Origin of the sequence: Flavobacterium sp. C4GT6 (assembly GCF_036347315.1) — a bacterium.
Lineage (GTDB): Bacteria > Bacteroidota > Bacteroidia > Flavobacteriales > Flavobacteriaceae > Flavobacterium.
Genome location: NZ_JAZGZU010000003.1, coordinates 161,545 through 186,401 on the forward strand (window position 1 = coordinate 161,545; position 24,857 = coordinate 186,401).

General features: G+C 37.1%; 25 protein-coding genes. 17 read left to right on the forward strand and 8 right to left on the reverse strand.

Annotated elements, in window-relative coordinates; translation table 11 throughout:
• The first annotated feature begins 39 nt into the window (after positions 1 to 39).
• The 4 genes from V3Z67_RS05105 (at position 40) to V3Z67_RS05120 (ending at position 2,746) form a co-directional block, all read left to right on the forward strand.
• Entirely contained in the window at positions 40 to 579 is a 540-nt protein-coding gene (locus tag V3Z67_RS05105) for a hypothetical protein (RefSeq protein WP_330442289.1), read from the forward strand.
• A 33-nt stretch (positions 580 to 612) separates the two neighbouring features.
• Positions 613 to 1,584 carry a hypothetical protein gene (locus tag V3Z67_RS05110; protein WP_330442290.1) on the forward strand — a complete coding sequence of 324 codons (972 nt, stop codon included), beginning with the start codon at positions 613 to 615 and terminating at the stop codon, positions 1,582 to 1,584.
• A 33-nt stretch (positions 1,585 to 1,617) separates the two neighbouring features.
• Positions 1,618 to 2,226, forward strand: coding sequence for a hypothetical protein (locus tag V3Z67_RS05115; protein ID WP_330442291.1), 609 nt, complete (start codon positions 1,618 to 1,620; stop codon positions 2,224 to 2,226).
• A 124-nt stretch (positions 2,227 to 2,350) separates the two neighbouring features.
• Positions 2,351 to 2,746 carry a hypothetical protein gene (locus V3Z67_RS05120; protein WP_330442292.1) on the forward strand — a complete coding sequence of 132 codons (396 nt, stop codon included), beginning with the start codon at positions 2,351 to 2,353 and terminating at the stop codon, positions 2,744 to 2,746.
• A gap of 47 nt (positions 2,747 to 2,793) precedes the next feature.
• Here V3Z67_RS05120 and V3Z67_RS05125 read toward each other — a convergent pair whose 3' ends face one another.
• The 7 genes from V3Z67_RS05125 to V3Z67_RS05155 all read right to left on the reverse strand — a co-directional run bounded on the left by V3Z67_RS05125 (position 2,794) and on the right by V3Z67_RS05155 (position 7,628).
• Complete coding sequence (locus tag V3Z67_RS05125; protein WP_330442293.1) at positions 2,794 to 3,177, reverse strand: CDI toxin immunity protein; 384 nt, start codon at positions 3,175 to 3,177, stop codon at positions 2,794 to 2,796.
• Positions 3,178 to 3,193: 16 nt separating this feature from the next.
• Positions 3,194 to 4,159, reverse strand: a complete 966-nt coding sequence (locus tag V3Z67_RS05130) for a hypothetical protein (protein WP_330442294.1) — start codon at positions 4,157 to 4,159, stop codon at positions 3,194 to 3,196.
• A gap of 77 nt (positions 4,160 to 4,236) precedes the next feature.
• Positions 4,237 to 4,728: an ankyrin repeat domain-containing protein gene (locus tag V3Z67_RS05135; protein WP_330442295.1), complete on the reverse strand. Its 492-nt coding sequence runs from the start codon at positions 4,726 to 4,728 to the stop codon at positions 4,237 to 4,239.
• A gap of 28 nt (positions 4,729 to 4,756) precedes the next feature.
• Positions 4,757 to 5,314, reverse strand: a complete 558-nt coding sequence (locus V3Z67_RS05140; protein WP_330442296.1) for a hypothetical protein — start codon at positions 5,312 to 5,314, stop codon at positions 4,757 to 4,759.
• Positions 5,315 to 5,386: 72 nt separating this feature from the next.
• Positions 5,387 to 5,956, reverse strand: a complete 570-nt coding sequence (locus V3Z67_RS05145; RefSeq protein ID WP_330442297.1) for a hypothetical protein — start codon at positions 5,954 to 5,956, stop codon at positions 5,387 to 5,389.
• A 347-nt stretch (positions 5,957 to 6,303) separates the two neighbouring features.
• Entirely contained in the window at positions 6,304 to 6,654 is a 351-nt protein-coding gene (locus V3Z67_RS05150) for a hypothetical protein (RefSeq protein ID WP_330442298.1), read from the reverse strand.
• Positions 6,654 to 7,628, reverse strand: coding sequence for a polyprenyl synthetase family protein (locus V3Z67_RS05155; protein ID WP_330442299.1), 975 nt, complete (start codon positions 7,626 to 7,628; stop codon positions 6,654 to 6,656). Before V3Z67_RS05155 ends, V3Z67_RS05150 begins: the two co-directional genes overlap by 1 nt.
• Before the next feature lie 142 nt (positions 7,629 to 7,770).
• On the opposite strand from V3Z67_RS05155, the gene V3Z67_RS05160 reads away from it, so the two are divergent.
• From V3Z67_RS05160 to V3Z67_RS05195, 8 genes are all read left to right on the forward strand, one after another.
• A complete protein-coding gene (locus V3Z67_RS05160; RefSeq protein ID WP_330442300.1) occupies positions 7,771 to 8,370 on the forward strand; it encodes a TetR/AcrR family transcriptional regulator in 600 nt (199 codons plus the stop codon).
• Positions 8,371 to 8,450: 80 nt separating this feature from the next.
• Complete coding sequence (locus V3Z67_RS05165; protein ID WP_330442301.1) at positions 8,451 to 9,044, forward strand: TetR/AcrR family transcriptional regulator; 594 nt, start codon at positions 8,451 to 8,453, stop codon at positions 9,042 to 9,044.
• A 29-nt stretch (positions 9,045 to 9,073) separates the two neighbouring features.
• On the forward strand, positions 9,074 to 10,447 hold the full coding sequence (locus tag V3Z67_RS05170; protein WP_330442302.1) for a TolC family protein: 1,374 nt from the start codon (positions 9,074 to 9,076) through the stop codon (positions 10,445 to 10,447).
• Between the two features lie 19 nt (positions 10,448 to 10,466).
• A complete protein-coding gene (locus V3Z67_RS05175; RefSeq protein ID WP_330442303.1) occupies positions 10,467 to 11,624 on the forward strand; it encodes an efflux RND transporter periplasmic adaptor subunit in 1,158 nt (385 codons plus the stop codon).
• Between the two features lie 23 nt (positions 11,625 to 11,647).
• Complete coding sequence (locus V3Z67_RS05180) at positions 11,648 to 15,106, forward strand: efflux RND transporter permease subunit (RefSeq protein ID WP_330442304.1); 3,459 nt, start codon at positions 11,648 to 11,650, stop codon at positions 15,104 to 15,106.
• Between the two features lie 267 nt (positions 15,107 to 15,373).
• Positions 15,374 to 17,821, forward strand: coding sequence for a TonB-dependent receptor (locus V3Z67_RS05185; RefSeq protein ID WP_330442305.1), 2,448 nt, complete (start codon positions 15,374 to 15,376; stop codon positions 17,819 to 17,821).
• 64 nt (positions 17,822 to 17,885) lie between these two features.
• Entirely contained in the window at positions 17,886 to 18,617 is a 732-nt protein-coding gene (locus V3Z67_RS05190) for a DUF4198 domain-containing protein (RefSeq protein WP_330442306.1), read from the forward strand.
• A 12-nt stretch (positions 18,618 to 18,629) separates the two neighbouring features.
• On the forward strand, positions 18,630 to 19,823 hold the full coding sequence (locus V3Z67_RS05195; protein WP_330442307.1) for a PepSY-associated TM helix domain-containing protein: 1,194 nt from the start codon (positions 18,630 to 18,632) through the stop codon (positions 19,821 to 19,823).
• Positions 19,824 to 19,947: 124 nt separating this feature from the next.
• Here the strand turns inward: V3Z67_RS05195 and V3Z67_RS05200 are convergent, their stop codons facing one another.
• On the reverse strand, positions 19,948 to 20,301 hold the full coding sequence (locus tag V3Z67_RS05200; protein ID WP_330442308.1) for a toxin-antitoxin system YwqK family antitoxin: 354 nt from the start codon (positions 20,299 to 20,301) through the stop codon (positions 19,948 to 19,950).
• Positions 20,302 to 20,710: 409 nt separating this feature from the next.
• Between V3Z67_RS05200 and aspS the strand changes: the two genes are divergently transcribed.
• From aspS to V3Z67_RS05225, 5 genes are all read left to right on the forward strand, one after another.
• Positions 20,711 to 22,456, forward strand: a complete 1,746-nt coding sequence (gene aspS / locus V3Z67_RS05205; RefSeq protein WP_330442309.1) for an aspartate--tRNA ligase — start codon at positions 20,711 to 20,713, stop codon at positions 22,454 to 22,456.
• Positions 22,457 to 22,838: 382 nt separating this feature from the next.
• Positions 22,839 to 23,033, forward strand: a complete 195-nt coding sequence (locus V3Z67_RS05210; protein ID WP_035135311.1) for a cold-shock protein — start codon at positions 22,839 to 22,841, stop codon at positions 23,031 to 23,033.
• Between the two features lie 295 nt (positions 23,034 to 23,328).
• On the forward strand, positions 23,329 to 23,697 hold the full coding sequence (locus V3Z67_RS05215; protein WP_330442310.1) for an NADH-quinone oxidoreductase subunit A: 369 nt from the start codon (positions 23,329 to 23,331) through the stop codon (positions 23,695 to 23,697).
• A 53-nt stretch (positions 23,698 to 23,750) separates the two neighbouring features.
• Positions 23,751 to 24,302 (forward strand): NADH-quinone oxidoreductase subunit B, encoded by a 552-nt coding sequence (locus V3Z67_RS05220; RefSeq protein WP_035135315.1) that lies wholly within the window; start codon positions 23,751 to 23,753, stop codon positions 24,300 to 24,302.
• A 6-nt stretch (positions 24,303 to 24,308) separates the two neighbouring features.
• The gene (locus V3Z67_RS05225; protein ID WP_330442311.1) at positions 24,309 to 24,845 is read left to right on the forward strand and encodes an NADH-quinone oxidoreductase subunit C; all 537 of its coding nucleotides are present in this window, start codon (positions 24,309 to 24,311) and stop codon (positions 24,843 to 24,845) included.
• Positions 24,846 to 24,857: the final 12 nt, after the last annotated feature.

Below are 24,857 nucleotides of genomic sequence, written 5' to 3' on the forward strand. Positions count from 1 at the left end.
TTATATATTTATATTCATAAACCTACAACCTTTACCAACATGAAATCAGGCTTTTTGAGTTTTTTAACAAAAACGGGCATCGCATTGGCTTTTTGCCTTAGTTGCATAAGCGCCAAAGCCCAAAATAATAGTGATTTTTGGAGCAGGGTACGTTTTGGCGGTGCCATAGGCGCTTCCTTCGGAAATAACTATACCGATGTTACCCTTGCACCGGGCGCATTATATGAAGTTAACCAGTATTATGGCGTTGGTTTATCCCTGCAGGGAACCTATGTACAACAAAAGGATTTTTATGAATCGTGGATGTATGGAGGCTCAATAATAAACGTTTTTAACCCTATACCGCAAATACAGCTTTCTGCCGAACTGGAACAACTAAGGGTAAATCTTGATTTTGACGAGAGATATACCGATTTTTATGGCAATCAGGACAGGGATTTTTGGAATACCGCACTGTTTTTAGGAGCAGGTTACCGCGCTCAAAATGTAACCTTCGGCATACGCTACAATGTATTGTATAACGACAACGACTACGTTTACAGCGAAGCCTGGATGCCATTTATAAGGGTTTATTTTTAACCAACCAATAAAACCATCACCAAATACATTAAAATGCAACCCACGTTACTTAAAACCCTCTTTCTATTTATAGCAGCGAATACTTTTCTATTTGCACAGGAACCAAATATTGAAACCAAAATAAAAAACAAAAAGGTTGACTACTACATCATTCTTGAACAAAAAATAAAAAGTGAGCCATACGAGAGTAATACAAATTTCATTACCCCTTATGCACAACCTTTAATTTTTAAGCGAAAAGAAAAAGGAATACCCGATCTTTTAGTGTATTATTATTTCACCAAAAACGACTCTATCGTAAAAAAAATACTGTATGAATGGGATGTAAACAACTTTGAGGACGAAGAAAACAACCCAAAACCCCAGTCATTTCAGAAAAAAATGATCAAAAAATACAACAGTATCCTATCAACCATCACATCAAAATACGGAGAAAGCACCTCAACAGGAAGTCTTGCTGATTTATCGCAGGCGGCCACCGAAAACGGAATAAAGAAAAGTGATGAATGGAACACAAATGATACTGAGGCAGAATTATACATTACCCTTTCTAACTATTACAATAAGGAAGGAATTATAACCACCCCAACGACTCACAAAATAAGATATTACCTAAAAGAGACATCCAAACAGAATGCGCAGGCTTCAATCCAGGAAAAGCAAACTGCTTTAGACAGCAACTTTAAAAAATTTATAACCAGTGTAGAAAACAACAACCTTGCGGAAGCTAAAAACCTATGCTCACAAAAAATAAGACATAGTATTACTCAGGAACTAATTAACCAAATAAAACCGGAACTTACAGGCGACAGCAAACTAATACCATATATGGCAGGCATGCAAATAATGCAGGATGGCAACTCTTACCCAATGATAAAATACAAATACGAAAACGACACCAACACTCCGCCTGCAAAACTTGTAAATGTATTTTTTGACAACGACAATACTATTTTAGGAATCCAGCCAATAGAACGCTCTGAATACAAGGCAACCCCGAATTAAACTTTAAACATCAAAAACAAATAAAACTACACCATGATAGTATTCGGAGTCGGGTCTACCCGCAAGGAAATTGGACGCGGTAAAATAAGAACAACCTGTATTAAATGCCAGGAACCAACCAATATCAACATCTTTATAATTCAGCGCTATGCTCATGCCTATTGGATTCCGTTTTTCCCTTCAGGGAAAAAAATCATTTCAGAATGCACTAACTGCGAACACCTTTTAGAGAAAAAAAACTTTCCCGAAAAATACTTAAACGGCTACAAAGAGATAAAGTCAGGCATAAGAACACCTATATGGATGTATACAGGTCTTGGCATTATTGGGCTTATTCTTATTGCAATTTTCGCATCCAGAGAACAAAAATACTCTGAAAATACCGAACTCATACTATCACCTCAAAAAGGTGACATTTATGAGGTTAGACTTCCTGACGAACAGTACACCATTTACAAAGTAGACAAAGTAGAAGGCAATACTGTGTATTTTTTTGAAAATGAATACATGACCGATAGGTTAAGTGGCGTTGAAGAACTTTCACAAAAACCATTTACCACAGAAAGTTATCCGGTAATGAAAACCGACCTTAAAGTAATGCTGGAGAACCACGAAATAATGGATATAGAAAGACCGGAATAAAAAGTTGTTTATTTTATTTACAGGGGAGGTAGAATAGTAATTAAGAAATCACAACTATCTTTCTAAATCATACCAACTGCGCTAGCTCATTATAACAGAAATATCAAATAATTAATTTTACAAAATGAAGAAATGCTTAACTCTTACTATAATAGCAACAGGCATGTTTCTAATTAGCTGCAACAACAGCAAAGAACCTCTTAAAACATTAAGACCAAGCACTCAAAAACTAATCAATCCAGGCGAATGGATTAGCGAAACCGACTCTATGGCTGGTATTAGTATTAGAGAAAATAGACTGGCTTTTTTTAAGGATATGAAGTTTACCGCAGACAAAGTTTACGAGTACGAACTTATCGATTCCATATACATATACCCTAAAGCAGAAAACAAAGTTGGAGAGTACCTGATAATTAAAAAACCGAAAGACACACTTCGTTATCAGATTATAACTAAATCTGAAAATATTCTGATTTTAAAAACCGACAACAAAGAGGAAAAATTCACTATTAAAAACTAGGTTCAAACACATTAGCCTTTCAATTAAAAAAGCTACCCCAATAGCCCTTAATTGGTTTTTACCAATTTTATTAGCCTGTCATGAAAGAACTCAATTATTACCTTTTTTGAATTCACAACCAACCATGTATCAAAACTAACCGCTAAAACATCGTCAATATTTTCCAGAAAAGAAGCAACAGTAGTTTCAATAACCGGCAATGACATGTCGTTCCACAACACAAGGCACTTATCCTCAGCACTAATATGATTTAGTATTTCTCTTGAGTTTTGTATCTCTTCAAAATCGTTTAAATTCTCCCAATCAATCCTACCATACCAGGTAATAGGTACACTATTTTCAAACTTTTTAAATACTACAGCTGTTTCAGTTTTATCTAACACCTTGGCAGACTCCCCAAGAACTTCAATACACTCTTCAAATAAATTCATAATCACATTACGACATTTAGTTTAATTTAAATGTTATCCCTGCTGATTTCTGCCCTTTAAGTGAAATAGCTAACAATCCATTTCCCTCAATAACAGTTGCCTCCTGTAAAGTAACCTCCCCATTATTATCAATAAAACTGGAAGCTATTTGCTTACCCCCTAACAAAACCATATTCTCATCAAAAAGCAGGTACCCTACCTCCTTAACCGAATTATAGGCACTTAAATAAAAAACTATTATCCTTTTATCTGCCAGCACTTTTGAATCAATAAAACAACCATTTAACAATCTTACCTCATCCATACCGGGCAACTCTGCTAAGTCAGCCTGAGGAGAGCAAAATTTTAACGGTATAAGATTTAGGTTTTGTTCAAAAAAAACCTTCCCAAAAGAAAGTGTTTTCATTTCTCTTTGAGGTATTACATCTGTTTTCCTATTAAAATCTATACAGTCCGACTCTTCACAATCTAACCTATAAAAAGGGAAGAATCCATCCATCTGTTTATAAACCATATATTCAGTAGTATTCTCAGGACTTAATTTACCCACAATCCTGTTAGGATATACTACCGCAGACTTAGACTCTAATTCCGTTCTCCAGGCAATACATTCAAAACTAACCAGTTTTTGATTCTTATCATACAAATTCAGAAAACACGTTGGTGTGTTTGTTTCCTCATTTTTAAAAAATAAAATCACTGCCAGACAATCATGATAATCAAACTTACCATACACATAAATAATACTTTCATTATTGGGTAGTATAAGCGAAAAAGAATTGTCTTCATTTTTTAAAAGCCCCGAAACATCTCCATACCTCACGGGAGTATAGTTATCAATTTCGCTAAAGTTAAAATCATCAACTACAACCGGAAGATTAAGGTATTTTACATCGTCAAAAAAATATTTCTTTCCCTCCTGACAAAAACCGAGAGAAGATATAAAGACACCAATTATTAAAAAGTAATATAGTTTTTTCATTGACTAAGTATTTCTATTACCGGAAGCAATTATTCTTCATCCGCTTTCACAAGCCGTTAAGTTAAACACAGACGACTTTATTTCTTTAAAAGTGGCTTAGAATCATAATTTGCCATCACATTAGAAAGCCCTAACGGAGATACTCCGTGTTTGTTTTCAATATTTTTATCTGCTCCCTTCTCTAATAAATAACTAATATAAAACGGATCATCATTTCTATACCACATAACGGCAATCCATAATGGCGTATTACCCTCTTCATCTACAGCATCTATATCTACATTATACTCCACAAGCTGAACAACCAAATCTCGTTTTTTAAGTTTAACAGCTAAATGCAATGCGCTGCTTTTAGGCGATTTTGACTGTAGTGAATTCAAATCAAACCCTTCACTAAACAACATATCAAGAAACTGTTTACTGTCAATAGCCAAACTCTCACTATTTTTCAGATAATAATGCAGTATGTTATTACCATGCTTATCGTAAGAATTAACATCAAAATCTAAAAATAAATTTTCTATTTCATTATTCAACAGTCTCACCTTTACTTCTTCAATACTTGCCATACCTATAAAACCTACAAGGGTGTTTTAATTAAACAATTTTGACATTATGCTTTTCCTGTATATCATAAACCAAACCATATGCCTCATCAGTATAAAAACCTGAGTTTTTCCATTCCAATAAAACCGTATTGATTTCACACTCGAGATGTTTTAAAAAATCAGTCATCATAAAATTATGAACTATATAATTACCATTTTCAAAATAAGACACCTCTCCTATCCTTTTATTATTAAGCCCGATATAGAAAGTAGGCAAAAAAGTTCCACTCAGGGTAAAAGTATGATTTGAAAAATAATCTTCCAGCTTATGCAGGTAATCATCAATGCTGTAATTTTCAATATTATCAAACAGTAAACTTCTTAGTTCGGCTATACTTAAATCATCAGGATTGTTAATTGGGATTTCTTTTTCAAGATTATACCTTACTCTATAATACCATTCAACAACTGGGAGTAAATTCCACTCCTGCTCAAAAAGCAACTCATCATTAAAAGACAAACTTATCCTGCTCCAAATTTCATATTCAGAACCAGATTCATTTTTATACGGATTATTTCTTAATTCAAACGTAAACCTTAAATCCATTTTATCAGTTTAATATATAAATCAACCTCTTCTTTATTAAAGAGATTAGGGAAAAACACTTTACAATCAGGCTTATTCATCAGCATTATCTACAGAAACCCAGTCTTCAAAATCAAAATCCCTCCAAATTTCGGTATCGTAAATCATTGAAAGGTTATTAACCACTTCTTTTGTCTTTCCATTCATATAAAAATAACACTTAACCCCTTCATGATCGAAAGGATTTTGCGGATCTAAAAGCCTGAAAAAATAAGCCTTATCTCGAGTTAAATTTATTGATGCATAATGCAAAAAACCTCCGGGGTCACCAAATATACACGGACCATCCATTTTTTCATCCATAAAACCTGAATAATAGTATGACGCCTGAAACCACACCTCAACTTCTCCGTATTTATTTTTAGAAAAAATATACTCGAACATGTATTCCTTTAGCTCTATGTTTTTATACAGTTTTAAGAATGAATCCAAAACTTTGTCAAAATGTTTTCTTTCTTCATCCGTAGGAATATATGCCGTATTTTGAGGAAACCAACTATTTGGTTCTGAAAGCCCACTTTTTACCAAATCATACTCAAACATAATCTTTTTTGAAGAACATGATACCAAAAGAAAAAGCATAACAATACTAATAACTCTCATAATTCCACCTGTACTTAAAGGTTAACAAAACAGAGTATTCTAAACTGATTTATAAATATATAAATCTCTTTTTGTATTAATTGATGATAGGAATATTTTTAAAGAATTTACCTGCAAAAATATCGCTTACCTAAAAAGAAGAGCAGAGAAACAAAAGAAATTAGCGATGAAAGTAAAAAGGCATATACCATTAAATACACCATCCATAAAAGGAAGTTACTATAACAGTCAACATAATGCAGAAACGAAGAAAAAAGCCAGGTAAAAATGACTCCGCTAATACTTACTATAAAAATCTTCGTTAAAAATGATATCTTTTTCTGCATTGTTAAGGTGTGTTATTATAATTAAAACCTGTTTCTAAACCATACCTTTTGCCATTCCCTTTTAAGTATTAAAAAAGCTACCTGTTCGGCCAGTTCGCTAAGATCGCCCCCATTAAGGCTTTTTATTTCTTTTTCAGGAACATCTATTATATACAGCAGGTTAAGGTATTCGCCAAATTTATACTGAATTAGCTTATACACCTTTTCATGTAGCTCCATTTTAATGTTTATAGGAGTAATGGCAACATCAAAATCTACCGGTTCATTTGCCAGCGCAAAGTCCTTATTAACCTGTTCAACCAGTTTAACATAAAGCGACTCTTTCTGTGCTTCAGAAAGCAGTAAATCAGTATTGGCAGGAGCTGTATACATTATACCTTGCGTTGCATTAAGTTTTCACCAAAAGCCCTAAGCATGGCTTTTTTACTATCATCAATATCCAGTTTTTCCAGCATATCAAATGCTTTAAGTGTATACTCCTCAATAGCATTTTTGGTTTGAACATCAGCTCCGCTTGTGGTAAAAATATTCTTTACTACCTCCACCTTTTCATCACTGTTTTCCGGCTGCAGGCAAAACAACTCTTTAAGCTGCTCTTTACTAACGTCGTCACCGTGTTGCAGCGCCATTAAATAAAGGTACGTTTTTTTGTTTTCAATAATATCACCACCTACCTGCTTACCAAAAGTTTCGGGGTCACCAAAAGCATCCAGGTAATCGTCCTGTAACTGGAAGGCAATACCCAGATTTCGGCCAAAGTCATAAATCAAATCGGCATTCTCCTGAGAGGTGTTTGCCACTATAGCACCCATTTTCATGGCTGCACCTACTAACACTGCCGTTTTGTATTCAATCATTTTAAGATATTCCGGAACGGTTACATCATTCCTTTCCTCAAAATCAACATCCCACTGCTGCCCTTCACACACTTCAAGTGCTGTTTTACTAAATAGCTTTGCCAAATCACGGAAGGTCTCCGGCTCATAAGCCTCAAAATAACGGTAGGCCATTATAAGCATAGCATCTCCCGAAAGGATAGCGGTATTGGTATTCCATTTTTCATGCACGGTTTCCTTACCTCTTCTCAGAGGGGCATCGTCCATAATATCATCATGCACCAGTGAGAAATTATGAAAAATTTCAACTGCTACTGCCGCCGGAAGAGCTTCTTTGCAGTCGGCATTAAAAATTTCGGCAGCCATTAAAGTGAGCACCGGGCGCATTCTTTTACCTCCTAACGATAAAATGTAGGCTGCTGGCTCATATAAATTAACCGGATCTTTTACTACTGAAAGTGCATTGAAATAATCTGAAATTACCTGCTGATAGTGCGATATAGCTTGCATGAAATATTTTTTTGCAAAAGTAAACCCTTTCAGTTTTTTAACCAAGTATTATTTTTTTGATGAAATTTTACAAAAAAACTACGGAAACTTTTTTGGTTTTAAAAGTTTCCTTCATACATTTGCCCTCATCTTAATACATTGAATGAGAGATACTATATTAAAAAAAGCAAACGAAATGTTTCTTGCCTATGGTTTTAAAAGCGTTACCATGGACGACATTGCAACAGAGCTGGGAATATCTAAAAAAACCATATATCAGCACTTTGCAAACAAAAACGACCTGGTAGAAGCAAGTACCGACCATTTGTTTGAAACAGTATCATGCGGTATAGATAACATTAGGGAGCAGGATAAAAACTCTATTGAAGAGATTTTTATCATACGTAGCTTTATGATGCAGCAGTTAAACAACGAGAGTGCCTCTCCGTTTTATCAGCTGCAAAAGTTTTTCCCAAAAATATTCTCATGCCTTCGCGCCAAACAGTTTGAAAAGATGAATGACTGTATGATAGAAAACCAGGCTAAAGGCATAGAACACGGCTTATACAGGCCGGATATAGATGTAAACTTTATATCCAGAATGTATTTTACCGGATTAACCGGTATTAAGGATAGTGATGTTTTTCCTACAGACCAGTTTAATGCATATGAGCTTACACAAAAATTCTTAGAATATCATTTAAGAGCCATAGTCACACCAAAAGGATTAAGCATACTGGAGGGTTTGATAAAAACCGATTAAATAAAATTTAACATAAAAGTTTGTTACAAACAGCCGACTTTTGCGTTAACAAAAATGTCAAACATTAAAGTTAAACAAATATGTCAATACAGGAAATAGACATAGACACCGAAGAGTTGATTAAAGAAACCGCCAAAAGAGTATTTTTTGGCGAAGGCCGTTTTAAGGCCACAACACAGGAGATTGCCGATGCCGCAGGTGTAAACAGGACGTTGATAAACTACTATTTCAGATCCAGAAATAATCTCTTTGAAATTGTTTTTGAAGATGCCCAAACCAAGGAAAATGCCATAGCAGAACAGATTATTTTTTCTGACCTGCCTTTCCACCAAAAAATAGAGAAATACCTTGACCTGTTTTTTGAGCAGGCAAAAAAGTACCCTTATCTGGAAATATATATGGTTACACAAATGAATCAGGGAAGTTGTTTTAAAGATCCCGATACCATGAACAGGATGCTGGACAAGTTTTACCTTGAAATAGCTTTAGAGATGGAAAAAGGCAATATAGCCAAAATGAGGCCTGAACAGTTTATGCTAAACCTTATATCGCTTACCTCCTTCCCTGTTTCTATGCGCCCCCTTTTACAGGAAAGCATGGGCATGAGTAATGAAGCTTACGATTCACTTATAGACGAGCGTAAGAAAATAGTAATGGATACCCTTTTTAAATAATAATCATCAAATCAATTAACACAGTTAGTATGGAGAAAATCATCAATTCTTTAAACGGTAAAGCCATAAGGCGTTTTGCTGCTGCATTGATTCTCTTGTCTGTACTCCCTTCACAGGCACAGGAAGAGCCCCAAAGCTATTCCTTTAGCCTTAACGAGGCAATACAGCATGCCATGGAATATAACTACAAGGTTATAAACTCGGGCAGGGATATAGAAGCTGCAAACAAGAAAAAATGGGAAACCATTGCAACGGGTTTACCACAAATTAGCGCAAGCGGTAATTACCAGTACAATTTCGAGCTGCAAAAGTCGGTTGTACCTGCCGAATTCTTCGGTGGTAACCCGGGCGAATTTGTAGAAGTGGCCTTTGGCACAAAGCATTCGGTAGATGCTAAGGCTACACTTAATCAGCTGATTTTTGACGGAACATACATAGTAGGCCTTAAAGCGGCAAGGGTATATCTGGACTACTATGAAAGCTCTAAGCAAAAAACAGACATCGACGTAAAAGAACAGGTTATTAACGCTTACGGTAATGTATTGCTACTGGAAGAAAGTGTTCGCATCCTTGAAAAAAACAAGGAAACACTGGAAAAAAATTACCGCGAAACCAATGAAAGCTTTAAAAACGGGCTATCGGAAGAGGAAGATGTGGAACAAATTTCCATTACACTTGCTACCATTAACAGCTCCCTTAAAAACTCAATAAGGGTAAGGGAAATTTCCCTTAATATGCTTAAAATAATATTAGGTATTGAATTGGAAGATCAGCTTGCACTTACCGATAATCTGGAAGACCTGACCACAGATAACCTCGATATTACCGTTGCAGCAGAAGGTTTTAATGTAGAACAGAATATTGACTACAGGTTGGGACAGATAAACACCATTCAGAAAGAGCTTTTAATGAAGCAGGAAATGAGCAAAGCACTACCTACACTTTCTACAAACCTTGCTTTTGGTTACAACGGGTTTAATGACAGCTTTGATTTCTTCCAGAGAAATCAGCAATGGTTAAACTATTCGTACTTAGGGTTAAGTCTTAACGTGCCTATTTTCAGCAGCCTTGGACGTAGTGCCAGGACACAGCAGGCAAGAATCGCTTTAGAGCAGGCAAAAACACAACAGGAAGAGCTGGAGCAAAACCTTAAACTGGAATACCAGCGCGCTAAAAGTGAGTATGAGTACAGTATTGAAGAATACTTTACTTCAAAAAACAACCTTAAGCTTGCAGAGCGTATTGAGAACAAACAACAAATAAAATTTAAAGAAGGTTTATCCAGCAGTTTTGAGTTTACCGAAGCACAACGCCAGTTGTATTCGGCACAGCAAAGCTTTCTGGAGTCTATGACCGAAGTGATAAACAAAAGGGCTGCCCTTGAAAAACTAACCGCACAATAAAACACCTAAAATTTAAGAGATGAAAAAATTAGCATATATCACTACACTATCCCTTATGATGTTTTCATGCGGGGAAAAGAAATTAAACGTAGACGAAGTCGTTGACACCAATGATATAAAAAAGATAAGGGAAGCACGCGAACAGGTACAAACCGAATATGATAAATTGACTGCCGATCTTGCCAAAATAGATAAAGCAATCGATTCACTTGACCCTAACAGAAGCCGTGTACTTGTTAGAACCATAACCGTTAAGGATACATCGTTTGTACACTATATAGAGATACAGGGTAATGTAGATACTAAACAAAACATACTTATCTACCCAGAGATATCTGGTATACTGCAACAGCTTAATGTAAAAGCCGGGCAAAAAGTATCTAAAGGACAGGTACTGGCAAGAATAGACGATGGTGGTATTAGCGCACAGCTGGCACAGGCTCAGGCGCAGTTAAGCCTGTCGCAGACTACTTTTGACAGACAGAAAAGGCTTTGGGATCAAAAAATAGGTAGTGAAATACAATACCTACAGGCTAAAACCTCACTGGAAAGTCAGCAAAAAGTGGTAGATCAGCTTCAGTCACAATTAAACAAATCGGTAGTAAGAGCTCCGTTTACAGGAACTATAGACGAGGTAATGACTGAAAGAGGTAAAGTTGTAGCTCCAGGTCAGGAACTGTTCAGAATAGTAAACCTTGGCGACATGTATGTTTCAGCTACCGTGCCTGAAACCTATTTAAGTCAGCTAAAACTTGGTGCACCTGTAGAGGTACATCTTAACGCTATTGGTAAAACTTATAAAGGTAAAGTACGTCAGGTAGGTAACTACATTAACCCTAATAACAGAACTTTTGGTATTGAGGTAGCACTTCCAAACCCAGACAACCTATTACGCCCTAATCAGGTAGCAGTACTTAAAATTGAAGATTACAAAACCGACACTGCCCTATTGCTTCCTGAAACAATTATTCAGCAAAAAGCAGGCGGAAGACTTGTAGTATACGGCTTAGACAAATCTAACAAAGAAGAAATCAAAGCTGTTGAGAAAACCATTGAAACCGGTTATACTTCTAAAGGTTATGTTGAGATCAAATCAGGTATCAAAAAAGGCGACGAAATTGTTACCGATGGTGCTAAGAGTATAAAAGAAGGCTCAACTGTAGAAATCATTAAATAAAACAAACTCATAACACAACCAAAATGAGTAAAAAAATAGAGAAAAGTTTCGGTATTTCCACCTGGGCCATTAACAACAAGATGACAGTTTATGTTATCACGGCTATTTTATTTCTGGGCGGACTTATCTCCTACTATTCCATGCCAAGGGAAAGCTTCCCTGAAATTAAGGAGACTAAGATATATGTAAGCTCCATAAATCCCGGCAACTCTGCCGAGGATGTGGAGAAACTAATAACCAAACCCCTTGAAGACGAGTTTAACAACATATCGGGGGTTACAAAAATCACCTCAAACACACTGGAAGACTATTCCATGGTACTGGTGGAGTTTGATGAGGATATTACTGTTGAAGATGCTAAGCAAAAGATTAAAGATAAGGTAGATAAGGTAAAGGCTGATACTGAGTGGCCAACCCTTGACGGTGGTGCTAAAGTAGAGCCTAACGTATTTGACCTTAACATTGCCGAGGAGACTCCTATACTAAACGTTAACCTTACGGGTGACTTTACATCGGAGAAACTAAAGGAGTTTGCCGAATATCTTGAAGACCACATAGAAAGGCTTCCGCAAATTAAAGAAGCTGCCATTCGTGGTGCAGAAGACAAAGAGGTCGAAATTGCTGTAGACATCTACAAAATGGCCTCTGCAAAAGTAAGCTTTGACGATATTATCAATGCCGTAAAATATGAGAACAAAACCATATCTGGTGGTAGTGTAACGTTAGACGGTATCAAGAAAAATATTAGGGTAATTGGTGAAATCAGTGATCCGGCACAGCTTAACAACATTATCGTTAAGCATCAGGACGGTAAAGTATACCTTAAGGATATAGCAAAAATTACCTTTAAAGAAAAAGAAAGAACCACTTATGCCAGGGAATATGGCAACCCTGTAGTTATGCTTGACATCAAAAAGCGTAGCGGTAAAAACATGGTTGAAGCTGTAGATGGCGTTAAGGAGATAATCAGCAAGGCACAGGAAAACTATTTCCCTAAAGGGCTTAATATTACCTATGCTAATGACCAGTCTACAAGAACCATTGCCCAGGTAGACGACCTTGTAAACAACATCATTTTTGGTGTGGTACTGGTGGTTGTGGTACTTATGTTTTTTCTTGGGTTACGCAATGCTATCTTCGTAGGTATAGCTATCCCGTTATCCATGTTCATGTCATACATGATACTGGCAGCACTGGGTATTACCCTTAACACCATGGTACTTTTTGCCCTTGTAATGGGACTGGGTATGCTGGTAGATAATGGTATTGTGGTTGTAGAAAACGTATACTCACTTATGAGTCAGGGTATGTCGCGCAAAAAAGCAGCTATCGAAGGTATTGGTGAGATTGCATGGCCTATTATAGCCTCTACTGCTACTACACTGGCGGCCTTCTTCCCGCTTGGTTTGTGGCCGGGTACTATGGGTAAATTCATGATCTATTTCCCTATGACGCTTTCTATCGTACTGGGTTCATCACTGTTTGTGGCACTGGTTATTAACGCTATGTTCACTTCAGACTTTATGAGGCTTGAAGAGAAAGAGATGCCTAAAAAGAAAATGATATTGCTTAGTGCCATTATTGGGGGTATAGGGTTAATAACTCTTGTTATAGGTTTCTCAAGTGGATCTGGAGCTGCAAAAGGTATGGGTAACCTTATGCTGTTCTTTGTAATCATGATGTGGGTATACAAGTACTTCCTGCTTAAACGTATGGACAAGTTCCAGAGAAACAGTTTGGTTTGGCTTGAAAACAAATACCAAAACTTCCTTGATTTTGCACTTACAGGTTACAGACCACGCTTGTTCTTTATAGGTACCTTTGGTATACTTATCGCATCGTTTATTGCTGTTGGTGTAAGTCAGCCTAACGTATTATTCTTCCCGGAAAACCAACCGAACCAAATTATGGTTTATATAGAGTTCCCGGAAGGTACAGACATTAAGAAAACCGATGCCTTTACCAAAATCATAGAGGAAAAGGTATATAAAATTGCCAAACAATATGTGGAAGACGGCAGCAACTACATGGTAGAAAGTGCCATTGCACAGGTAGGACAGGGTGCCGGAAACCCGCAAACCGATGGCGGATCTGAAAACGACATGCCTCACAGAGGTAAGGTTACACTTACCATGACTGAGTTTAAATACCGTAAAGGTAAAAACAGCCAGGATGTGATGGATGAAATCAGGAATGCTGTTAAAGGTTATGCAGGGGTATCGGTAATTGTAGAGAAAGAACAAAATGGTCCGCCGGCAGGTTATCCGGTTAATATCGAAATTACCGGAGAGGATTATGACCAGATGCTTGCTGAGGCAGAGCAACTGAAAGCCTTTATTAATACCAAAAACATCGCTGGTATTGAAGAACTTAAAATAGATGTAAACAAACAAAAACCGGGAGTAGATATCAGGGTAGATATTGATAAGGCGGGTCAGCTTGGTATTACATCAAGCCAGGTAGGACAAACCCTTAGACGATCTATATATGGTGAAAAAATATCGACTTACAAGGAAGGGAAAGATGACTATGAAATTAATGTAAGACTGGAGGAAGATCAGCGTAATGACAACGCTGTTCTTTACAATCAGCCGGTAACATTCAGAAATCAGGCAAACGGGCAACTGGTACAGGTACCAATATCTGCCATCACCGATGCTAAGAACTCTGTTACCTTTAATACTATAAAAAGAAAAAACCTTAAAAGGGTAATCACTGTTTACTCTAACGTTACCACTGGCTATAACGGTAACGACATTGTAGCACGAATCAAAAAGGAACTGGCAACCTACAAAATGCCAAGCGATATAACTTATGCCTTTACAGGAGAGCAGGAAGAGCAGTCTAAAAACATGGGCTTCCTTGTTAAAGCGCTTCTTATTGCACTGGGTGGTATTGTACTTATCCTTGTGGCACAGTTTAACTCGGTTTCCAAACCTATTATCATCATGACATCGGTATTACTGAGCTTTGGTGGTGTATTCTTCGGTATGGTATTCCTTGGCGATGACTTCGTGATTATCATGACCATGATGGGTATTATATCCCTTGCGGGTATTGTGGTAAATAACGCCATTGTACTTATTGACTATACCCAACTCCTTATTGACCGTAAACTGGCCGAAAAAGGAATGGATAAAGACGAGCTACTTACTAAAGAAGAGTATAAAGAACTTATTGTAGAAGGTGGCCGTAGCCGTTTAAGACCGGTACTTTTAACGGCAATTACAACCGTACTGGGGCTTGTACCACTGGCAATAGGGCTTAACATTGACTTCTTTAACCTGTTTATTGAATACAATCCAAAAATATACCTGGGTGGTGACAACGTAATCTTTTGGGGACCACTGGCTAAAACTGTTATTTACGGTTTGATATTCGCCACGTTCCTTACCCTGGTTATTGTACCGGTTATGTTCTTTATGCTACAGAAAATTAAAATCTGGCTTAAGAAAAAACCTGCCGAACCTACCCTTCATTAATACTCAATTATATAATTTGTAAATAGCCAAGCAATCTTGTTTGGCTATTTTTTTTGGTTTTACACTTCAAAAAAGCCATTATATCACTATTAATATTTAACTCATGACCTGATTTTTTTTCACTTCTTTCAAAAAAAGGACTAATTTTTTAATTATAATAAATCTAAATAAACGTTTTTTACATTTATTTAGAATAATTAAAAATAATTTGTCTGGTTGTTTATTGCCCTGTACTTTTGTGCCCATAACAAATACCCATTACAAACAATGAACAACTCAATATTAAAGCAATTACTGTTTTGCTTCGTTTTAATGTGTTCGGTAACTGTATCGGCACAGGAAAGAGCCAAAATAAACGGTACTGTAACTTTAAGCGGAAACACACCGGCCGAAAACATTTCGGTTGTGCTTAAAGGTTCTTCTTTTTCTGCTGTAACCAATTCGGTAGGTAAATACGAAATCAAAAACATCAAACCGGGTACTTATGTACTTCGTGTTTCTGCCATCGGTATTACTCCGGTAGAGGAGAACATTACCCTTGAGGCAGGACAAACCATAACAAAAAGCTTTACCCTATCTGAAAGCCTTGAAGAGCTTAACGAAGTGGTAATTGACGGTAAAGGAAATAAGTTTACCAGAACACAAAGCAGGGTAGTTTCTAAAATGCCTTTAAAGGATATAGAAAACCCTCAGGTATATAACGTTATTACAAGCGAGCTTTTAAAAGAGCAGGTAGTTACTAACTTTGACGATGCTCTTAAAAATGCGCCTGGTATAGACAAACTATGGGAATCTACAGGTCGTGGTGGCGATGGTGCCGGTTATTTCTCTTTAAGAGGTTTTGCAGTACAGCCAACATTGGTTAACGGCTTACCAAGTATTACAAACGGTAGCCCAGACCCAGCTAATATGGAGAGTATTGAGGTTGTAAAAGGTCCGTCGGGAACTTTATTTGGTAGCTCACTGGTTTCTTACGGTGGTTTAATTAACATAAATACTAAAAAGCCATACAATTACTTTGGCGGAAACATGTCATACACTGCAGGTACTTACGGATTAAACCGTTTCACTGTAGATGTTAACACTCCGCTAAACGACAGTAAAAATGCTCTTTTCCGTTTAAATGCGGCTTACCACACAGAGAACAGCTTTCAGGATGCAGGATTCAAAAAATCACTTTTTGTAGCGCCATCTATCTCTTACAAGGTGAACGACAAATTGTCTTTCCTTGTTAATACTGAATTTTACAACGGTAAAAGTACTAACCAAACAATGCTTTTCCTTGACCGAGGTGCTGAACTTAGAGTTCATGACATGAACGAATTGAAATATGACAGCTACCGCTCATACACCGGTAACGACCTATACATTGAAACACCTACCTTCAGTATACAGGGACAAATGTTCTATAAAATATCTGAGCAGTGGACATCTCAAACTGTATTCTCAAGAACATCGGCCAAATCAGACGGATACTACTCATACTTATATGAAGGTACTCAATATACTCCGGTAACAGAAGGTATCGTACTTAACCGTTACATCAACAAACAAAACTCTGAAACCTACGGTACAGATATTCAGCAAAACTTTATTGGCGACTTTAATATCGCAGGCCTTAGAAACAGAATGGTTGTAGGTTTTGACTACTTTAACAGAAACGTAACAAACAACAGCAGCCCTTATGTAACAAATGGTGCAATTTACATAGGTGACAACCTACAACAGTTTAATGAACTTGTATTAGGTATAACAGATCCTGCTGCTTATACAGATGAAACAGGCGTGCTTACACAGGCAGGTACTGATGCTCTTTTAGGAAACAGTCAAATAAACCCTATAAAAACAAGTCAGGAAATATTCAGTGCTTATGCTTCAGATGTTATTAACATTACCCCTTCCCTATCGGCTATGTTAAGTTTAAGGGTAGACCGTTTTGCTAACAAAGGTAACCTTAGCACTAAGGCAGACGATTATAACCAAACGGCGCTTTCTCCAAAATTCGGATTAGTATACCAGCCTATTCTTGATAAAGTATCGGTTTTCGCTAACTACATGAACGGATTTAGCAATGTAGCCCCAATCGTTTCGGGTACAGGAGAGGAAACTTTCACTTTTGACCCAGAGCAGGCCGATCAGTTTGAAGTAGGTACTAAATTAAACCTAATAAACAATAAAGTAACAGCTACATTAAGCTATTACGATATTAAAGTAACAAACACTGTACTACAGGTAGCCCCAAATAAGTATACTCAGGGTGGGGAGCGCACAAGTAAAGGTTTTGAAGCCAGTGTAGTGGCAAGCCCTGTAAACGGACTTAACATTATAGCAGGTTACAGCTACAACGACAGCCGTCTTGATAAAGCGGCAGAAGGTGACGACTTTGTAGGCAGAAGACCAGAGAGTGCAGGTCCGCAAAACTTGGCAAGCCTTTGGGCAAGCTATAAGTTTACTACAGGTAAACTAAACGGTTTCGGTCTTGGATTTGGTGGTAACTACGGTAGTGAGAACAAAATATTTAACCGTAACCTGGGTGGTACATTCACACTTCCTGAGTACACCGTGTTAAATGCATCTGTTTTCTATAATGCAGAAGCCTTTAGCATCACTCTTAAAATGGATAACATTACAAATAAGGAATACTTTAAAGGTTGGTCTACAATCAGCCCGCAAAAACCAAGAATTTTTGCTGCTAACTTAACGTATAACTTCTAAGAAATAATAACAAAACAATCCCCTTCCTGTAATAGAAGGGGATGTTTTAATTTACATAAACACCATGAAAAAATCAGTTTTATTATTGCTTTTACTTTTGGTTTCAGCAAACTCTTTCGCACACTTCATGTGGGTAGAAACCGCTATGACAGGTAAAGTAAACCAAAAACAGGAAGTAAAGGTTTATTTTGGCGAATATACCTATGGTATGATTGAAGAAGTAAACGGCGAAGCGTTTAATAAAATGAAAAAGTTTACGGTATGGGTTGTGGCTCCAAACGGAGAAAAACAACAACTTGAAATGAAAGCCGGAGAAACTTTTTACAGCGGTTACTTTACGCCAAAAGCAAACGGTACACATACCGTAGTGCTTAATAATAATGAAATTGATGTGGTAGATTATACTCAGTACGATTTCGGAATATTTAAAACCCATTACCACTCGGTAGCAAAAGTGGAAGTAGGCAATAAAACTGCCGAAACTGCCGCTATAAATCCTGAGGGACTTACAATTGTTGATCTTACTAAAAAAGTACATACTGAGAAAGGTGAAACCGTTTTAAAAGTTTTATATAAAGGCCAATCGGTAAAGGAACAGGAAGTAACTGTATTCATTTCTGACCTATGGTCTAAAAAAGTATATACTGATGAAAAGGGTGAAATCCGTTTTACATTACCGTGGAACACAAAGTACATCCTTGAGGTAACCCACAAAGAAGAAGTACCGGGAAGCTACAACGGACAGGATTATCAATTTATATGGCATTCTGCCACTTATGCAATCCCTCTTGGATAAAAATAAAGCCTGATGAGTAAGCAGAAAGGTAAAAAGAAAAAAGGTTTCAAACACTGGGTTGGCAAAGCCCATTTATGGCTCGGATTAGCATCCGGGCTCATTGTTTTATTGCTGTCGGTAACAGGGTGCATTTATGTTTTTAGCCAGGAAATAAACGGAGCCATTCGTAAGGATGAAATTTATGTCCCTAAGGTAAAGGAAACACGCCTGCCTGTAAGCAAGCTTTGGAATGAAACCCAAAAAACACTGGGCGATTCCATAATAATAAACAGGGTTGATGTATTTAACAACCCCGAAAAATCGGTACGTTTCTTTTGTTATAAAGGAGCTACCGAGAAAAACTCCGTATTCTATTTCAGGAATATAGACTATTACTATACAGTATATACTGACCCCTACACAGGTAAGGTACTGGGCATTTATGATGAAAAGAAAGACTTTTTCAACATAATTAAAATGCTACACTGGAGCCTGTTACTTGAAACCGAAATAGGACAGCCCGTAGTAGGCTGGGCTACCTTTATTTTTGTGATAATGCTTATTACAGGTATTATACTGTGGTGGCCTAAAAATAAGGCTGCCCGCAAACAACGCTTTAAATTTCAGTGGAAAGACAGTACCCAATGGCGTCGCAAAAACTACGACATCCATAACATACTGGGCTTTTATATATCTACCATCGCTGCGATAATTGCCTTTACGGGTATGGTTTGGGCCTTTACCTGGTTTCAGGCTATAGTATATGTTGCCGGATCACAAAGCCTTACTCCTCCTGAGGTTAAAAGGGAACAATCTGTATTTTTAGAAAAAAGTGACAAAGATGCTGCTTTTGATACCGCCATTCAAACAAGCATGGAAAGGCACAGTACTGCCGATGCTTTTGGGGTAAGCAAAGCTGCCGATTCCACAGGAGTTATTAGTGCTTACATACAGCAACATGAGGGAACCTATTATGTAAACCATCAGTTGCAGTTTGACCAATATACCGGTAGGCTATTAAACGAAAGATTACACGATGAGAAAAACTTTGGCGAGAAACTTATAACAGCTAATTATGATATCCACGTAGGAGCCATTTTAGGTATTCCGGGTAAGATAATCGCTTTCATTGCCAGCTTTATAAGCGGCTTGCTACCTATTACAGGTTTCCTTATATGGTGGGGCCGTAAAAACAAAAAAGCAAAGCATGCCAAGGCTAAAAAATAAAGTTATATAAAAAACCACCTTTCCACAATCTTAGATTGGTAAGTGATTAGTGTATTCTATTTTTACAAAAAAAAGGCTGTAAGTATACTACTTACAGCCTTTTCTCAATAAATAAATCAACGACTTACTTATTTACAACTACAGCTTCTTTAGACCACTTTTTAACATCTGCGATCCTGCTGTCTGTATAATCTACCTCATTAAGGATAGACCCGGTCCAAAAGAACCATTTTCCTGTTTTATTTCCGTTAGTGTACTCACCTATTGCCTGCTTTGTTCCGTCTTCATTATAAGCCACCCATGTTCCGTGAAGCTTACCGTCTTTATTATAAGAACCTTCTTTTTTTATTTGTCCGTTATCATAATAAAAAGTAGCTTTAACTGTTTGGCTTTCTAACTCATATTTTGGCTTTACGTTTTCCTGTGCTGAAATTAAACCTGCTGATAATAGCATCCCGGCAATAATAATCTTTCTCATATCAGTTTTGTGTTTATATTTACCATTTATATATACGAATATACAAAATAATTTTACATTAAATATACGTTGAGTTAACAGTTTGGTAACATTGAATTAAAATTTAACATACAGGTTATGTGAATATTAGCCAAAACACCTGTAAACACTGGGATTTACAAATAAAAAGCTTACTATTGAAAAAATCGCATAAATTACTATTAATACATAACAAAACTGTATTATTTTAAGTTTTTACGTACTATTTTATCTTTACTACCCTATTCGCTTAACATTAAATTTACATTAAAAACACTGTACACAAATCAAGACTTACACCTATATATATACATTTATAATTTTTGCGGTCACAAACTCAGGCATTATTCGTAATTGTTTCTAAATTTGCACTCTAAAATTAATTGAGATAATGTATAGAAGTCATAATTGTGGAGAGCTTAACGCTTCACATATCAACCAGGAAGTAACTCTAGCAGGATGGGTACAAAAAACACGTAACAAAGGTTTCCTAATCTGGACTGACCTTAGAGACCGTTATGGCGTAACACAGTTAATATTTGACGAAGCCAGAACCCAGAAAGATGTTTTTGAACTTGCCGAAACCCTTGGTCGTGAATTTGTAATTCAGGTAAAAGGTACCGTTATAGAGCGTGAGTCTAAAAACCCTAATATGGCTACAGGAGATATCGAGATCCTGGTTAAAGAACTTACTATACTTAACGCAGCACAGGTACCTCCTTTCACCATTGAAGATGAAACCGATGGTGGTGAGGATATCAGGATGAAATACCGTTACCTGGACATTCGTCGTAACCCGGTTAAAAACAGTCTGCTATTCCGTCATAAAGTAGCAATGGAGGTAAGAAACTATCTTTCTGCACAGGGCTTTATAGAGGTAGAAACACCTGTACTTATAAAATCAACTCCCGAAGGAGCACGTGACTTTGTCGTACCATCAAGAATGAACGAGGGTCAGTTTTATGCACTTCCGCAATCACCACAAACCTTTAAGCAGTTGCTTATGGTAGGTGGTATGGACAAATACTTCCAGATTGTTAAATGCTTCCGTGATGAAGACCTTCGTGCCGACAGACAGCCTGAGTTTACACAAATTGACTGTGAAATGGCATTTGTGGAACAGGAAGACATCATGCAGGCTTTTGAAGGACTTGCAAGCCACCTTTTAAAAGAACTTAAAGGAGTGGAAACAGGTGCTTTTCCAAGAATGACCTATGATGAAGCCATGAGAAAATACGGTAACGACAAACCGGATATCCGTTTCGGAATGGAATTTGGTGAACTTAACGAAGTGGCACAACACAAAGATTTCGGGGTATTTAATAACTCTGAGCTTGTAGTTGGGATAGCCGTACCGGGCGGAGCAGCTTATACACGTAAAGAAATCGATGCACTTATTGACTGGGTAAAACGCCCACAAGTAGGCGCAAGCGGTATGGTATATGTAAAATGTGAAGAAGGCGGTACTTACAAATCATCTGTAGATAAGTTTTACGATCAGGAAGATCTTAAAAAATGGGCAGATATTACCGGTGCTAATGCCGGAGACCTTATATTAGTGCTTTCGGGCGATGCCTTTAAAACACGTACACGCTTAAGCGCCTTACGTATGGAACTGGCAACACGCCTGGGCTTAAGAAAACCGGATGAGTTTGCACCACTTTGGGTTGTAGACTTCCCGTTATTAGAGTGGGACGAGGATAGTGAAAGATTCCATGCTATGCACCACCCGTTCACATCGCCAAAACCGGAAGACATTCCGTTATTGGAAACCAATCCGGGTAAAGTAAGAGCAAACGCTTATGACCTTGTATTAAACGGTAACGAAATAGGCGGTGGCTCTATCAGGATACACGACAAGGATGTACAGGCACTTATGTTTAAACATCTTGGATTTACAGACGAAGAGGCTAAAGCACAGTTTGGGTTCCTAATGGATGCATTCCAGTATGGTGCACCACCACACGGCGGACTTGCATTTGGTTTTGACAGGCTGGTAGCGATACTTGGCGGACAGGAAACAATCAGGGACTTTATTGCATTCCCTAAAAATAATTCAGGTCGTGATGTAATGATCGATGCTCCGTCTGTAATCAACAATGCACAACTGGAAGAGCTTCACATTAAGCTGAAGTAATTTCAATACCCATAAACAGATACATAAAATCCGGATTTATTAATTATATACACCTAATTATATAATAATAAACCCGGATTTTCATTTTTTTAAAATGCTTTTACAACTTACAAACTTCCCTCTCTTTATAGCAAAAACAAAATCTTAATATTGAAAAAAGGCACAATTACAGCCTTAGCAATATTAACAATTCTGCAAACAATATTATAAAGACTAATACATTTAACTTATTAGTTAACTGGAATTTTCAACATTAATTTTAAAATTTCTTAACAAAGAAGTGCAAATAAAAAAAACTTCAAACTTTTTTAACATTTTTTCTTTGCCATATCATAATTAAGATTACCTTTGGGTTATTATTAATTTTTTTTATATTACCCTTATGCGCACAGGCAAAGTAAAATTTTTCAATGAATCTAAAGGTTACGGTTTCATTGTAGACGACGAAACAGGCAATGAAATTTTTGTTCATGCTACCGGAATCAACGTAGAAAATCTTCGTGAAGGAGATAAAGTAAGCTACGAAGAAGAAGAAGGAAGAAAAGGTAAAGTAGCAGCTAAAGTTGCTATTATTTAATATACTGAATTATTAAATTACCTCTTACAAAGGCTTAAAGCTGCTCTGGTGAGCAGCTTTTTTTATTGCATAATTCCCAGTAAAAACACAGTTTTTTAATTCTTTCTTTAAGATATAATTAACATAAAAACCCTGTTTTTGGTAATTCGGCATACACAGCAAAAACAGCCTTTTATTATTTTTATTAGTTCTAAATAAAAATTAACCATATACAACTTCATCAATCGGCAAATCCTTTAAATAGTTCACACAGGACATGTATATTTGTGAATTGATTTAATAAAAAGACCCGATTATGCAATCTTCAACTCAGGTAGATTTCTATCCTATATTAATGCAAACCCTACTGGCGGTAGGCTTTGTGGCTGCAACCATTGCTGTATCAAACTTTTTAGGACCTAAAAGGAGCTCCATAAACAAAGACAAAAACTTTGAGTGTGGTGTAGAGTCTGTAGGTAACGCACGTATTCCTTTCTCTGTAAAGTACTTTCTGGTAGCTATCCTATTTGTATTGTTTGACGTAGAGGTAATATTTATGTACCCTTGGGCTGTTAACTTCCGCGAAATGGGATTTGAAGGCTTTTACAAAATGGGTATCTTTATGACCCTGCTTGTTGTTGGGTTCTTTTACGTTATCAAGAAAAAAGGATTGGAATGGGAATAGTATCAGGTATGCTTTTTGTAGCATAATAACCTGATAATCAAAATTAAATTACTATGAGCAATTCATCAGATATAAAATTAGTAGACGCTCCTGAAGGAGTTCAGGGCGAAGGATTTTTTGCAACCAAACTAGACTCTGTAGTAGGTTTGGCACGTGCTAACTCACTATGGCCTTTACCATTTGCAACTTCTTGTTGTGGTATTGAGTTCATGGCAACAATGGCATCACATTATGATGTGGCACGTTTCGGGTCTGAGCGTATGAGTTTCTCTCCGCGCCAGGCAGACATGCTACTGGTTATGGGTACCATTGCCAAAAAAATGGCACCTATATTACGTCAGGTTTATGAGCAAATGAGTGAGCCTAGATGGGTAATCGCAGTAGGTGCATGCGCATCGTCAGGCGGAGTATTCGATACTTACTCAGTACTACAGGGTATTGACAAAGTAATTCCGGTAGACGTATATGTACCGGGATGCCCTCCAAGACCGGAACAGATTCTTGAAGGTATTATGAGCCTGCAGGAGATTGTAAAATCAGAATCGGTTAGGCGAAGAAACTCTCCTGAATATAAAGAATTATTAGCTTCTTATAATATTTCATAAAGTAATATGGCTTTAGAAACAACTGTTATACAGGACAAGCTTACAGATAAATTTGGTAACAAGGTAACCGGATTTGTTCAGCAACACGATATATTTACCTTTGAGGTAGACTCCAACTCAATGAACGATGTAATGCGTTTTCTTAAAGAAGACGATACTTTACGCTTTAACTTCCTAACCGATATTTGTGGTGTACACTATCCTGATTTTGAGAAGGACAGACAGTTTGCCGTGGTTTACCACATGCACAACTGGATGGACAATGTACGCATTAGGTTTAAATGTTTTCTTAACGGAGACAAACCTGAGGTAGACACTGCCACAAACCTATTTTTAGGAGCTAACTGGCAGGAGCGCGAAACGTATGACTTTTATGGTATTATATTTAAAGGTCATCCGCAGCTTAAAAGGATACTGAATATGGACGAGATGGAATCGTTCCCTATGAGAAAAGAGTTCCCTATGGAAGATGGCGGCCGTACCGATAAGGATGACCGTTTCTTTGGTAGGACAACCGACAATGCTAATAATAACCTGAAATAATTTTTGATATAA

Bases quoted from the DNA above. Each gene is read 5' to 3' on its own strand.
- V3Z67_RS05105 (WP_330442289.1), top strand. From the start codon at position 40: ATGAAATCAGGCTTTTTGAGTTTTTTAACAAAAACGGGCATCGCATTG.
- V3Z67_RS05110 (WP_330442290.1), top strand. From the start codon at position 613: ATGCAACCCACGTTACTTAAAACCCTCTTTCTATTTATAGCAGCGAAT.
- V3Z67_RS05115 (WP_330442291.1), top strand. From the start codon at position 1,618: ATGATAGTATTCGGAGTCGGGTCTACCCGCAAGGAAATTGGACGCGGT.
- V3Z67_RS05120 (WP_330442292.1), top strand. From the start codon at position 2,351: ATGAAGAAATGCTTAACTCTTACTATAATAGCAACAGGCATGTTTCTA.
- V3Z67_RS05125 (WP_330442293.1), bottom strand. From the start codon at position 3,177: ATGAATTTATTTGAAGAGTGTATTGAAGTTCTTGGGGAGTCTGCCAAG.
- V3Z67_RS05130 (WP_330442294.1), bottom strand. From the start codon at position 4,159: ATGAAAAAACTATATTACTTTTTAATAATTGGTGTCTTTATATCTTCT.
- V3Z67_RS05135 (WP_330442295.1), bottom strand. From the start codon at position 4,728: ATGGCAAGTATTGAAGAAGTAAAGGTGAGACTGTTGAATAATGAAATA.
- V3Z67_RS05140 (WP_330442296.1), bottom strand. From the start codon at position 5,314: ATGGATTTAAGGTTTACGTTTGAATTAAGAAATAATCCGTATAAAAAT.
- V3Z67_RS05145 (WP_330442297.1), bottom strand. From the start codon at position 5,956: ATGAGAGTTATTAGTATTGTTATGCTTTTTCTTTTGGTATCATGTTCT.
- V3Z67_RS05150 (WP_330442298.1), bottom strand. From the start codon at position 6,654: ATGTATACAGCTCCTGCCAATACTGATTTACTGCTTTCTGAAGCACAG.
- V3Z67_RS05155 (WP_330442299.1), bottom strand. From the start codon at position 7,628: ATGCAAGCTATATCGCACTATCAGCAGGTAATTTCAGATTATTTCAAT.
- V3Z67_RS05160 (WP_330442300.1), top strand. From the start codon at position 7,771: ATGAGAGATACTATATTAAAAAAAGCAAACGAAATGTTTCTTGCCTAT.
- V3Z67_RS05165 (WP_330442301.1), top strand. From the start codon at position 8,451: ATGTCAATACAGGAAATAGACATAGACACCGAAGAGTTGATTAAAGAA.
- V3Z67_RS05170 (WP_330442302.1), top strand. From the start codon at position 9,074: ATGGAGAAAATCATCAATTCTTTAAACGGTAAAGCCATAAGGCGTTTT.
- V3Z67_RS05175 (WP_330442303.1), top strand. From the start codon at position 10,467: ATGAAAAAATTAGCATATATCACTACACTATCCCTTATGATGTTTTCA.
- V3Z67_RS05180 (WP_330442304.1), top strand. From the start codon at position 11,648: ATGAGTAAAAAAATAGAGAAAAGTTTCGGTATTTCCACCTGGGCCATT.
- V3Z67_RS05185 (WP_330442305.1), top strand. From the start codon at position 15,374: ATGAACAACTCAATATTAAAGCAATTACTGTTTTGCTTCGTTTTAATG.
- V3Z67_RS05190 (WP_330442306.1), top strand. From the start codon at position 17,886: ATGAAAAAATCAGTTTTATTATTGCTTTTACTTTTGGTTTCAGCAAAC.
- V3Z67_RS05195 (WP_330442307.1), top strand. From the start codon at position 18,630: ATGAGTAAGCAGAAAGGTAAAAAGAAAAAAGGTTTCAAACACTGGGTT.
- V3Z67_RS05200 (WP_330442308.1), bottom strand. From the start codon at position 20,301: ATGAGAAAGATTATTATTGCCGGGATGCTATTATCAGCAGGTTTAATT.
- aspS (WP_330442309.1), top strand. From the start codon at position 20,711: ATGTATAGAAGTCATAATTGTGGAGAGCTTAACGCTTCACATATCAAC.
- V3Z67_RS05210 (WP_035135311.1), top strand. From the start codon at position 22,839: ATGCGCACAGGCAAAGTAAAATTTTTCAATGAATCTAAAGGTTACGGT.
- V3Z67_RS05215 (WP_330442310.1), top strand. From the start codon at position 23,329: ATGCAATCTTCAACTCAGGTAGATTTCTATCCTATATTAATGCAAACC.
- V3Z67_RS05220 (WP_035135315.1), top strand. From the start codon at position 23,751: ATGAGCAATTCATCAGATATAAAATTAGTAGACGCTCCTGAAGGAGTT.
- V3Z67_RS05225 (WP_330442311.1), top strand. From the start codon at position 24,309: ATGGCTTTAGAAACAACTGTTATACAGGACAAGCTTACAGATAAATTT.